Source organism: Paenibacillus sp. Soil750 (genome assembly GCF_001428045.1).
Lineage (GTDB): Bacteria > Bacillota > Bacilli > Paenibacillales > NBRC-103111 > Paenibacillus_E > Paenibacillus_E allorhizoplanae.
On the sequence record NZ_LMSD01000012.1, the window covers coordinates 580,246 to 592,392 of the forward strand.

Below are 12,147 nucleotides of genomic sequence, written 5' to 3' on the forward strand. Positions count from 1 at the left end.
TTGTTGCTATGTGATTTATTCATTCTTATTCTCTCCTTTTTTCACGAGATTATTATATTGTTTCTGACCTTATTACATTCAATTTCACGTTCATCTTCACGAATGAGACGAGCCCCGCCTATAGCGATAATCAAAGGACTTGATACAAGTGCACTACAAAGCATAATAAAAGATATCAAAGCCGCCACTGGTCCATCTCCTTCCCACAAGTTTAAACAACAAGCAACTTATTAACTATGATAAATTTGAAGAGGACGAATGTAACCAACCAATTACTCATTATTAATGCCATCCAATATGGATGAAATCCATGTTCACAGAATGCTACATGTTATCGTCGAAAAAAACGATTAATTTTCATAGATAAGTGGTATTATAAATGTAAAATTTGTCTAGTTTGATCTCATACTCAAGGGGATTTTTAAGATGTGGAAACCTGATCGCAATAGTAAAAAAACACTATATGAGCAAATTGCCGACTATCTCGAGCAAAGAATTTCATATGGGGAGTTTCCTCCAGGCAGTTTGCTTCCCCCCGAACGAAAACTTGCTGAACAATTTGATGTGAACCGCAGCACTGTCATTTCGGCATTCGCAGAACTGCGATCTATGGGGATTATCGAGAGCCGCATTGGCAGCGGAACTCGAGTAAGTACATCCAAATGGGGAGCAACTCCAAAACATACACCAAACTGGAGTCGGTTTGCAGAAGGAGGAAGCTTTCTTCCTAACCTGCCCTTTTTACGGAGGATCCGCGAAGCGCTAACTCACAATCCAACATTAATCGATTTTGCGAGCGGTGAACTATCTGCTGATTTGGCTCCAACAAATGAAATTGCTGTACTCATGGGTAAAAACGCATACACATCCTATTTGGGTTACGTTAACCCTCAAGGTGCAACGCCATTAAGAGAGGCTTTAGTCGATTATCTAAACAATTACCGAGGAATACGAACAACAGAATCCTCCATTCTTATCACATCGGGCTCTCAGCAATCATTATTTTTAATTACACAATGTCTTCTGTCTCCAGGTGACGCAGTTGCCATAGAAGATCCTTCCTACTGCTATTCGCTGCCCATGTTTCAATCAGCTGGCCTTCGCTTGTTCCGCCTCCCCGTCGATAAGCATGGCGTACAGCCAGAGGATATTCGCACTTTATACAAAAAGCACCGTATTAAGATGGTGTTCTTGAATCCTAATTATCAGAATCCAACTGGAGCGCTACTAAGTGAAGAAAGACGCAAACGTCTTCTTGATATCATTAGTGAATTGGGACTTCCTGTTGTTGAAGACGATCCATATAGCTTAACCTCCTATGATGGAATCCCTCCTTTGTCGCTCAAATCCATGGATACGACGGGTTCTGTTCTGTATATTGGCTCATTCTCCAAGATAGCAGCTTCAGGCTTACGTATAGGATGGATGGTAGCACCTCGTTCCATTGTGGAACGGTTAGCCGATGCTAGGCAACAGATGGATTTTGGATTAAGCATCATTCCACAGCAAGTTGCGGGACAATTTTTACAGTCAGATTATTTTGGTCCTCATTTGGAGCGTTTGCGCATTCAGCTTCAATTTAAACGTGATTTACTCATCGAATCTTTAGAAAAGGAACTTTCAGGTCTAATCGAGTACGTGGTGCCGGCAGGAGGCATTCATTTTTGGTGTAAATTGATTCCGAGTATTCCGGACGGTATATTGTTAGAAGAATCCATTAAGAAAGGAATCGTAATGGTACCTGGGAGTGTTTATGGTTCCGATTCGGGATATGTGCGATTTACATTCGCAAGGGCGAAGTCAGAGGAGATTGCATTGGGGATATCCAGATTTGCTGAGGCACTGCGTGGGCTGATTGAATGAAGATATAATAAGCTGTTTTTGGGACAACGTTTGAAAAGTCCTCCGTTTGAATAAAAAATGCCTAGCTCTGATTAGTCAGACTAGGCATTTATATATATTACACTATTAGGTAATATTCGGTACGAGTTTAAGCATTTTTATATTTCCCCGGCGTAATACCTTCCATCTTCTTAAATATGCGTCCAAAGGTTGTCACATCGCTGTATCCAACATCCCTTCCCTTCAACAGCTGAATGCTGTAAAGGGCAGCCTTGCTCCCTCAGCGATCTTGTAGCGCTTCCTATTTATTTGCCATCCTCACTGATTCTCGAACTACTGTAGTTTCATAAATAATTAAAAAACGGAGCCCGCAAACTCGCGGCACTCCGTTTATGTTGTTTCTGAATTATTTAGAATTATGTCCCGTAGCCGAAAACGTTCACCACTCTACAAAGTCTCCGTATTGAGCGTAAATCCTTCAATCACGACGTCTTCATCAATTTCAATCAAAATACATCGTTTCCCCTGATAATTCACCTGTTTCACGTATTTTAAATCTTGCGGACTGACCGTAATCGTGGCTACCTTCGTATCAATCTTAATCGATTTCGATGTGAACTTCGGAAGGACGCTGCTCGCTTTGATTTCATAGTTTTTGTCGTCGACGATGTTTTGGAATGCTCGTTCCACCCTTTCCATCGTCACGTTTTCTACGCCACTCGTCGACAGCATGCGTTCCACATCTTTATAATCCAACTTTGGAGGCTCTTCCTCCTCGTTGGACTCGATAACCCTATGAATTTCCTCGTATACATGAGCGATCGTAGAGGCATCAAGTTGATCGCCCGCCACTTCTTTCACGATCTCTTCAAAAATAGCTCTCTCTTCTAACGCTGTCACGGTCTTCTCGGCATTTAAGACTTGCTCGATGAAATGCCAATTCGGTTCATGCGCTCTCCCCGAGCAATACACAATGCGATTCACGTCGGAATAATTGTCCGTCACACTAGGGTAGAAAAAACCTTGTTCCGGCGTGTTCAATTTGATAATGGGATCTACGAAGACATTATACTTATATTCCCTCTCCACATAGTCGAACATGAGCGTTTTCTTTTGTTGTTCCGTCGAATTCACGCTGCACAGAATGAATAGATTCGCGAACATCTCGTTCTTTTCGCTTTCCATGGCATCTTCGTTCCTACTCTTAGTCGGCCGTGAATATTGTCCGCGAACGAAAGTGATCACTGTGTCCTGCTCGTATTGGGTATCCACCAACATTTTCTCTACTAACAAAAGCATCAGATCTTGCCATTCTTCCGCATTACCAGTCACTAAACCTTGATGGAGAAGCACCTGTGTAGGCTGCTCCGCTTCCTCCTGAAACTTTAATTCATACATCTTCTGATCTAATTCGCCGGTCAGCAGTTTTTTGAAATTGAGCATATATAGTTCCTGCTTCTCCCTGTCCACTAAGGCAAAAGATTGGCGCTCATAGTGGTAGATCTCGTTGGTTTCCTTCATGATATACACGTTTAAAATCTCGTGAATTTTAAGCATTTCGTTATCCAATTTAAAGTGCTTGCGAATATGTGCGATTTCTTTTTTTACCATGGTCCGTCAGACTCCTAAGAAGTGAATTGGCCTTACTAGAAAAATTAATGGCACTGAACAATTGTAAAACTCACATCACGACAAAAGCCCTTCATGAGAAGGGCCTCCACCGTTACTACCCTTTATTTCTGAACACTTCCTGTATGTTAATTCATAATGATAGATTTCTCAACAATTTTGAGGATTTATCTTAAAACAATCTGTGATGTTTCATAAAAAATTAGAAAACGGAGCCCGCAAACCCGCGGCGCTCCGTACTTTTCATGGATTCTAATCTTCTTCAATGATCATATAGTTAATACCCGTTTTTAATCCTGCTATACTCTTCCATCGTTATAGAAAGCACTGTGCCGTGCTTAAAGCGGTAAGGGAAGCTAAAGCTTTCATCCGATCGGATAAAAAGCCCACTTTCAATGTCATCTGTTACAAAAGGAACATAGCCCTGTCCTTCACCTTCAACACCGAAAAAGTCTAGCATTAAACACCATTTTCCATTACTAAGCTTATACGCAGTTGGTGCTTCATAGGTGGAAGATCCGAGCTTTGCCATTTCCCCACTAAAAGCATCGACGGTTTCGTATTCACCGAGTAGAGAAGTCCCCTTTTGCATGATTATGCCTTTAGGATTGTCCTCGCTTTTCACGAAACGGTAGTACTTACCATTCTCTTCGTAGAGAGCAGAATCAATGACCCCGCTATCTTCCTTACGGTATAACAACTGCGGTTTAGTAAAACTTTCAAAATCCTTTGTTCGAGAATAATAGATGGACTTTTGCTCAAAATGATTGGAAGCAAGAGCAGATGTCCAATGAATGACATAATCTTCCTCCATAAGGTCGTGGAACACTTCCGGTGCCCAAAGAAAACCGAAATCCTCATCACCTAATTCAATCATTCTTTGTTCCGACCAGTTCAGAAGATCGTCTGATTCCCATAATGAAAGGTATTTACTTCCTCCTCTGACAATGTTCTCCCACTTCCCCTTGTACTTACCATCAAAATGATTAGCAAGGCTTAAGTCGGTAGCAATAATATAAAATTTACCGTACTTGGTTCGAACGATTGTATGATCACGAACTCCCTTATCACCTTTTTCACTCCAGAGAACGGGTTGTCCTCCGTTTACCTGTTCCCAGTTAAAACCGTCCGTACTAAGTGCAAAATAGACTTGCTCCCCGTCAGGGGACTTCTTTTCCTTAAAATGTACGAATAAATAAGCTTCCATTCGAATAAAGCACCTCTCTCGATGTCCGTAGACGATTCTAAATTAGTCAACTTCTTTCGATTTTAAGGACTTGTTGATCTGAAAACAATTCATTATAATGGTTAAAAACTGACCTATCGTGCTTTTATGGAGATAAATCATGATTAATCTGATTAGTTACGGCTACAATTTCATGCATAATATGTATATATCATCAGCACCAGAAAATATCTCTAGCGAATCCGATATTCCTCAAAATACCTTGGCAAAATCGTTGTCGAAGCCCCCGGCATCTGCGGCAACAAATAATGGCCGTCTACCACAGTAGCTGGCTCTTCAAAGATATGTCGAATCCACGGAATGTACTCCAGCATAATCGCGCTTGGCGTGGCAGCAACGAGATGCTGATGGATTTGGCCCATATCGCCTACGTGCGGACAGATCGGCACATCATACGACGCCGCTAAGCCGGCAACTTGCAGCCATTCGGTAATCCCACCTACACGGGTAACGTCCACTTGGCAATATTCGATAGCACCTTGGTGAATGTAATCACGGAAAGCGTATTTGTTATAGACATGCTCGCCTAGTGCGATTGGAACGTTCAGCTCATCAGCGAGCTTTTTATGACCCATAATATCATCCGGATTTAGCGGTTCTTCTAGCCAGAACAGGTCGAATTCTTCAAGCTTTTTGCCCCACGTCATCGCCGTGCTGATGTTCCATTGTTGATTCACGTCGATCATAAAAATAACATCATCACCGATCGCCTTACGAACAGCCTTACAGCGAGCATAATCCTCACGCGGATCCGGCTTGCCGACCTTGATTTTGACACCCGTAAAACCTGCTTCCACGATCTCCGTTACATCCTTGAGCAAACGATCTTGCGACCAGTTCAACCAACCACCGTTGGTGTTGTAGGCTTTGATCGGCATCGTTTTCGCTCCGCCAAGGTACTGCCAAAGCGGCTTATTGGAGGCTTTCGCCATAATGTCCCACAGGGCAATATCCACCGCAGCAAGCGCCATATGCGTCACGCCTGATCGGCCGATCCAGTGCATTTTACCAAACCGCATCTCTTCCCAGAGCGCTCTAACCATAAACGGATCTTTGCCGACCAATAGAGGGGCATAGTATTTATCAATCGTATCCACGATCATATCATCGCCATGGGCACAAGTTCCTGTATATCCATATCCAATAAAGCCTTCATCGGTAAAAATACGAACGCCCGCTAATCCCCAGTGTGTAGCCACATTGATAGCATCTGTAATCGGTGGCGTAATCGGTACATGTAAAACAAAGCTCTCTACTTTTGTAATTTTCATGTGATCCATCTCCTTTAATATGGGTGATTGCTATGTATCAATATTAGAGAATAAATCCTCGAGTTCTAAGATGTGAATTGTTCAAATGCTTGAGTAAAGATACTTCCGCCAGCGCCGCATCCCTTGCCACTAACCCTTGAACGACTAACATATGTTCATCCCATTCCTCTTGCAGCAATTGCTGCTCCATCCCCTTGTGAAAGAGTGCTGAATATCTTTGAATGCGATCAATATAGACGTGAATCAGGTTGGCTAATGATTGGTTATTACAATAGTCGAGAATCAAACCGTGCAAGCTCTGATTCATGTCAGCGATTAATTTGATTTTCTCCTCATCATCGGCCGGATGACTTGTGGCCCATGTCTTCATTTCCTGTTCCAAATGGGCTAACTTCTCTTCAGGAATTTGTGACACCGCCTTGCGAATCGCTAACGATTCCAGCTCCTTACGAATTTCAAACATTTCATCCAACTCTTGCAGCGAAATCTGAGCCACGTACATCCCTTTGAAGGGGACCGTGTACACCAATTCCTCTGCCATTAATCGGGAAAGTGCTTCGCGAATTGGAATGTTACTGACCTCTAGATCACGGGCCAGTTGATCAATATTAATCTTTTCACCAGAGGGCATCTCATGGTTTAGGATCTGTTCCTTTAATAAGGTGTAAATTTCATCGGTCAAAACATAACGACTTAAGCCTTTTTTCATTGCTATCACCTTTTCTTTAATCTCATATCGTAAATCATACACGATTTATGATGTGAAATAAATAGTTTATTTTTAAATACTTATTTTAGATGCAGTAATCCACATGATTACTACATCATATTTTACCAACTTATATGCTGTCAGACGCTTTATTTTCCGAACGCCAGGGAGTACATTGAGTCATACAAGAAAACCGTTCTTTTCAGAGGATTTCTCTTGACAGAAAGAACGGTTAATGTGGGTGGTTGCCGGAGGAACCGATTTCATTCAACTTCGGAAAGATTTTGCTTTCGATGCGCCAGCCATGATCGTCAGTTAAATGCCAGAGATACGAGCATATCCAGGGTACAGTCTATTTATGGTGTCGCTCAGTCGCAAGTAACATGTGCGAGAGCCACTTATGCGTTGTTTTTCAGTTCAGACTTATAATCTGCCATAATAATAACGCGACTTTCCAACCTTGACTTTTCAGCAGCAAAAGCAAGGAGATGACTTTGCGCCGAAACCTGCGCGCCAGTAAGACTCTTTTCCTTGCCATCGCTTCGAACGAGGCGAACGAAATCCCGCATGATACCCGCATCGCCACCGCCATGCCCAGCTAAATTTGTATCTAGACGGATTATTTCCTTCTCACGGGTGATAAAGCTAGTCACCTCGATTTCATTTTTCTCCATATCGCCTCTGATCTGGCCCAGTGTCCCCATAATTTTCAATGACCTACCGCCTTCAAATGTAAAAGCACTCATCGTAAAAGCAACGGTCACCTCATTAGCAAATTCCAAATTGACGACCTGATGATCAACTACATTATTATCACAATGGTAGACGCATCTTCCATACGGGCCATCCTGCAAGGCTTGAAGCACGCCCTCGTCGCTCGTATCATGGCTGATAACTTGCCGCAGCACAGTACCTACCCAATCGTCCCTTCCTATGTACATTTTAGGCGCATAGTATGGGCATGTCTCTTGTACCGGGCAACCGTCCAAACAACGTGTGGGTGCACCTTCAGGGGCATTATTTTGGCGAAAATGGGTTAACGAGCCAAAGGATGATACTTTCGTACACTCCGAATCAACCAGCCATTGCAGAACGTCCATATCATGGCAGCTCTTAGCTAGAATCATTGGGCTGGACTTCGCTGCATCGCGCCAGTTGCCTCTCACAAAACTATGCGCTTGGTGGCGATGTTCCACATTTTCCGTATGTTGAATAGAAACCAACTTACCAATTCTCCCATCCGAAATAATCCCTTTCAACGTGGCGAAAAAGTCCGTATATCGCAGCACATGACAAATCGAAAACACACGATTGCAGGATTCCGCGTAATCCGCCATGATCAAGCATTCCGCAGGGTCAGGAGACATCGGCTTTTCCAAAAGCACATGGTACCCCTTCTCCAATGCCTGAATCGTAGGTGCGAAGTGTATGTTGTCCTGTGTACAAATAAGCACCGCATCCGCAAGCTTAGGTCCTGCCAGCAACTCCTCCCAGCTCGCAAAGCTATATTCGCCAGCAATATGATGTGCTTGCTGAAAGCGATCTCTGCGCTCAGCATCCGCCTCCGCTACTGCGACGAATTGTATGTCATCCGGATGCTCCAAGGCGTAGGGCGCATACGCACCAGCACCTCTTTGTCCAGCTCCGATCAAGACTGCTGTTATTTTTCCCATTACATAATCTCTCCTTGGCTTAAAATACACTTTTCTCTAATACTTTTCATAAAAGCAGAAAACTGCATAGAATAGTGTCCTCTACGCAGTTTTCCAGTAAACAAGTTCACATTCCTTTGAACAGACTTATTTATTTGGTCGCTTTCCATGCATCTAATTGTTTTTGCTTCTCAGCGATAATTTTGTCAGCGCCTGCCTTTTTCAATTTATCCAGAAATTGCGGTAAGTATTTCTCTGGATCAATGGAACCGCTGGCAAGCGCGTAGTAAAGCTCATCGACGGCCGCATCCACGTTCGCCTTCTCTGACTTAACTGGCGTAAAATCAAAGACAAAGCCGAGCGCGTTGGATGGTGTTGCTTTCATATTGAGATCCACCCACATATTCGTGAACTTGTTGTTTACTTCCCCACCCTTAGGGTCACCTTCAAAAATGTACGTCAGCTTCATGTTACCGAATTCCCAAGGCGCAAAGATTTGGTACCCGCCATCTTTATTCGTTTCAATCCGATTATCCGCAACTTTCTTGTAATGCTTGCCATCAACACCCCAAACAAGTGTATTATAGATGTCTTTGTCTGTATTGAGCAGATTAAGGAACATCATCGCGCGTTCTTTATTTGGCGAATTAGCGGCAATGGCTGTCATCGTCGCAGCAGCTTTGTCAGTCGTGAGCAGCGGCTTTACAAATTGCAAATCATACGATTGCGTATCTGGGTTGAAATTCGACATTCTTCCTGTCGCTGCCAAACCAGCTTGCTCGAATCCTTGTGAGTCGATATCGATTTGACCGAGCTGCAGCGCATTCTTACCTGCCTTGCGATCTGCACCAGTTTCTTTCAAGGTGGCTGCATCTTTTCTCAAATATCCTTTTGTGAACCAGTCTCTCATCATGGTGATGTATTCTTTGAATTCTGGCGTTTCGTACTGGTTAATAACTTTCGCGCCGTCTTTCAAATAAAGATCACCAGGTGTCTTTGTATCGCCTAGAGATTCCATACCGAACATCGGCGGTGCTGTAAAGAAAGCGTCGCTGTTTTGGGAATATTCCCATGGAATGAGATTAGGTTCGTTCTTCTTCACAGTTTCGAGGAATGGTGTTAGATCGGACAGCTTTTTCACCGATTTCCAGTCCATTTTATATTTATCCGCCACTGCCTTCTGAATTAAATAGCCATAACCCGCTGTTGATTGCTGAAAGACAGGAACACCATACGTTTTCCCTTTCACCTTCACAGCGTTCCAGAACATGTCGGGAATGCCCTTTTTCGTGTCTGGCGCATATTTGGTAATAAGATCGTCCAGCGGAGCATAAGCCCCGTTAGCAACGTTTTGGAAATAGTTGTTGAAGCCTGCAGCTGTCCAGACGAGATCATACGGCTCACCGGATGCCATGACTACTTTCATTTTTTCCTCGTATGCTCCCCAATCGATGAGTTTGAGATGTACAGTTGCATTGATTTTCGGTTTAACTAGCTTGTTTAGAGCATCTTCAACAGTTTGGAGATCCTTCTGAGGTGAATTCGGAAAATAATACGTCAGTTCTACTGGTTTCAATGGTTCTGGAGTAGACTGAGCTGCGACAGCGGCTGCTGTTTCAGCTGGTTTTACTGTTTCTTGCGAAGCCGTTTGAACGGGTTCATTTGACCCACAGCCTGCAAGTACAATGGATAGAGCTGCAATCATACCTAGCGCTTTTTTCATTTTCACCATATTGATTTTGACCTCCATGTTAATGTCTTATTTATGCTTAACGGGTGCATTGTGCTTCCCGGTAAAGCCAACCTTACGATTTGACTGCGCCAAGCGTTAATCCTTTGACGAAATATTTTTGCAGAAAAGGATACGTGAGCACAATAGGCCCTACGGCTAACACGCAGGTTGCCATTCTGGCCGTTTCATCCGGCATCATGGCGGCTGCTCGCACAGTCAAAGCGTTTCCTTGTAAGAAGGCAATGTTATTCATGATGGATTGCAGCAGGAACTGAAGCGTATACAACTTACTGTTTTCAACGAGAATCGCTGCTGTGAACCAGTCATTCCAATAAAACACGGCTACGAATAGACCAATTGTTGCTAGTACAGGCGTTGATAAGGGAATAACAAGCTTGATAAACGTATTGAACTCGCCGGACCCGTCAATGCGTGCGGATTCAATGATTGAATCAGGGATCGTTCTAAAGAAATTCCTCATGATGAGAACGTTAACAGAGGATACCAGATAAGGCACAAACAACACGAATATCGTATCTTTCAGGTGTAAATATTTAGATAGCAAGATATACCATGGTACTAAGCCTCCATTAAATAAAAGGCAGAATACAACCAGAAATGAGACCATATTTTTGTACTTTACTTCATTCCTTGAAAGACTGTAAGCAAACATGGAGGATATAATCAAATGCAGCGCAGTTCCTGCAAGTGTAACAAAAATGGTAACCAAGTATGCCCTGATGATTGGCGAATTCCCTGCAAGAATGTAGGAATAAGCATTCAAGCTGAATTTTTGTGGCACTACCCCGTATCCGCTCTGAAAGATCGACTGCTCGTCAGTGAACGAAACGGATAAGATGATTAGTAGCGGAATTAAGGATAGTGCCGAATACAAGAAAAAAACAACATTCAACGAGATTCGTGAGAAGGAAAGCTGCTTCATTGTGGTAAACCTCCTAGAACAAGGAACTGTCGCGATCGTATCGACGAATCACGTAATTGGAAGCGACGACGAGAATGAAGCCGACGCAAGACTGGTATAAGCCGACAGCGGAGGACATACCGAAATCGCTCATTTTTTTCAACGATCTATATACGTAGGTATCAATTACATTCGTAGTGCTAAACAAAACACCGGATTCCTTGGGCAGGTTATAAAACATACCCCAATCCCCGAATCCCGCATAGAAGATTTTGCCTGCCTGTAAAAGCACGAGTGTAATCGTAATCGGGGCGAGCAGCGGAATTGTAATCCGAATGGCTTGTTGAAACTTGCTGGCTCCGTCCATTTTAGCTGCTTCGTAGTATTCACTTGAAATGCCCGCGATTCCAGCTGCAAAAATAACTGCAAAGTAACCTACATTTTTCCACACATAGGCAGCAGGCAAAATAAATCGCCAGTACATTGGCTCCGAGTACCACTGAACAGGATCTGCTCCCACGAATTGAAGCAATTGATTGATAATGCCTCTATCCAGACTCAGAAAGGAATTTAATAAATATTCAGCCACCACCCACGACAAGAGGTAGGGAAGCAGCAATATACTTTTGTAGGCCCCCGCAAGAAAGCGATTTCCGATTTCATCGATCAGAATGGCGACCACTAACGCAAGACCTATCCCAAGAATAATGAAGATAAGATTATAGAAGATCGTATTAAACGTAATTTGGTAAATGGCATCTGATTTGAACAGAAACTCAAAATTCTTAAATCCGATCCAAGGGCTTCCGAAAATTCCTTTGAACGGGTTATATTGTTGAAATGCGATAACCACCCCGAACATCGGCATATAGTAGATAATAAGGATGAAAAGAAGACCGGGAAGCATCATGGCATAAAAGGTTTTGTTTTTAATCAATTCACTAACCACTGGAAGAGCTCTTCGCCTTCGTTTTTTCATGGCATACATTTTGGACTTTACGACCGTCGACCTCATAGGGTTATCTCCTCCAGTATTGGATGCTTTCGTAGACTTATCGTAATCCATGAAATCGCGAATTGAAACAATAACAATTCAATATATCTCCAATTTTTAATGCTGAACCTTCTCCGAAAATTAGCAAAT

Annotated in this window: 10 protein-coding genes; 1 reads left to right on the forward strand and 9 read right to left on the reverse strand. The window is 43.0% G+C overall.

What is annotated here, in order from left to right; all coding sequences use genetic code 11:
• Nucleotides 1–426 precede the first annotated feature (426 nt).
• A complete protein-coding gene (pdxR, locus tag ASL11_RS14685) occupies nt 427–1,863 on the forward strand; it encodes a MocR-like pyridoxine biosynthesis transcription factor PdxR (protein WP_056615415.1) in 1,437 nt (478 codons plus the stop codon).
• Nucleotides 1,864–2,289: 426 nt separating this feature from the next.
• On the opposite strand, the gene ASL11_RS14690 is transcribed toward pdxR, so the two are convergent.
• The 9 genes from ASL11_RS14690 to ASL11_RS14725 form a co-directional block, all read right to left on the reverse strand.
• A complete protein-coding gene (locus tag ASL11_RS14690) occupies nt 2,290–3,453 on the reverse strand; it encodes a DUF4317 domain-containing protein (RefSeq protein ID WP_056615418.1) in 1,164 nt (387 codons plus the stop codon).
• A gap of 295 nt (nt 3,454–3,748) precedes the next feature.
• Nucleotides 3,749–4,678, reverse strand: a complete 930-nt coding sequence (locus ASL11_RS14695) for a glycoside hydrolase family 43 protein (protein WP_056615421.1) — start codon at nt 4,676–4,678, stop codon at nt 3,749–3,751.
• 212 nt (nt 4,679–4,890) lie between these two features.
• Nucleotides 4,891–5,988, reverse strand: a complete 1,098-nt coding sequence (locus ASL11_RS14700) for a mandelate racemase/muconate lactonizing enzyme family protein (protein WP_056615424.1) — start codon at nt 5,986–5,988, stop codon at nt 4,891–4,893.
• A 43-nt stretch (nt 5,989–6,031) separates the two neighbouring features.
• On the reverse strand, nt 6,032–6,697 hold the full coding sequence (locus ASL11_RS14705) for a GntR family transcriptional regulator (protein ID WP_056615426.1): 666 nt from the start codon (nt 6,695–6,697) through the stop codon (nt 6,032–6,034).
• A gap of 232 nt (nt 6,698–6,929) precedes the next feature.
• Complete coding sequence (locus ASL11_RS38140; protein ID WP_200962445.1) at nt 6,930–7,037, reverse strand: family 20 glycosylhydrolase; 108 nt, start codon at nt 7,035–7,037, stop codon at nt 6,930–6,932.
• Between the two features lie 58 nt (nt 7,038–7,095).
• Nucleotides 7,096–8,370 carry a Gfo/Idh/MocA family protein gene (locus ASL11_RS14710; protein ID WP_056615429.1) on the reverse strand — a complete coding sequence of 425 codons (1,275 nt, stop codon included), beginning with the start codon at nt 8,368–8,370 and terminating at the stop codon, nt 7,096–7,098.
• A gap of 130 nt (nt 8,371–8,500) precedes the next feature.
• The gene (locus ASL11_RS14715) at nt 8,501–10,081 is read right to left on the reverse strand and encodes an ABC transporter substrate-binding protein (RefSeq protein WP_056615432.1); all 1,581 of its coding nucleotides are present in this window, start codon (nt 10,079–10,081) and stop codon (nt 8,501–8,503) included.
• Between the two features lie 73 nt (nt 10,082–10,154).
• Entirely contained in the window at nt 10,155–11,024 is an 870-nt protein-coding gene (locus tag ASL11_RS14720) for a carbohydrate ABC transporter permease (protein ID WP_056615435.1), read from the reverse strand.
• Nucleotides 11,025–11,037: 13 nt separating this feature from the next.
• Nucleotides 11,038–12,018, reverse strand: coding sequence for an ABC transporter permease (locus ASL11_RS14725; protein WP_082595452.1), 981 nt, complete (start codon nt 12,016–12,018; stop codon nt 11,038–11,040).
• Nucleotides 12,019–12,147 lie beyond the last annotated feature (129 nt).

Excerpts from the sequence above, each read along its gene's own strand:
- pdxR (WP_056615415.1), top strand. The coding sequence starts at position 427 with ATGTGGAAACCTGATCGCAATAGTAAAAAAACACTATATGAGCAAATT.
- ASL11_RS14690 (WP_056615418.1), bottom strand. The coding sequence starts at position 3,453 with ATGGTAAAAAAAGAAATCGCACATATTCGCAAGCACTTTAAATTGGAT.
- ASL11_RS14695 (WP_056615421.1), bottom strand. The coding sequence starts at position 4,678 with ATGGAAGCTTATTTATTCGTACATTTTAAGGAAAAGAAGTCCCCTGAC.
- ASL11_RS14700 (WP_056615424.1), bottom strand. The coding sequence starts at position 5,988 with ATGAAAATTACAAAAGTAGAGAGCTTTGTTTTACATGTACCGATTACG.
- ASL11_RS14705 (WP_056615426.1), bottom strand. The coding sequence starts at position 6,697 with ATGAAAAAAGGCTTAAGTCGTTATGTTTTGACCGATGAAATTTACACC.
- ASL11_RS14710 (WP_056615429.1), bottom strand. The coding sequence starts at position 8,370 with ATGGGAAAAATAACAGCAGTCTTGATCGGAGCTGGACAAAGAGGTGCT.
- ASL11_RS14715 (WP_056615432.1), bottom strand. The coding sequence starts at position 10,081 with ATGGTGAAAATGAAAAAAGCGCTAGGTATGATTGCAGCTCTATCCATT.
- ASL11_RS14720 (WP_056615435.1), bottom strand. The coding sequence starts at position 11,024 with ATGAAGCAGCTTTCCTTCTCACGAATCTCGTTGAATGTTGTTTTTTTC.
- ASL11_RS14725 (WP_082595452.1), bottom strand. The coding sequence starts at position 12,018 with ATGAGGTCGACGGTCGTAAAGTCCAAAATGTATGCCATGAAAAAACGA.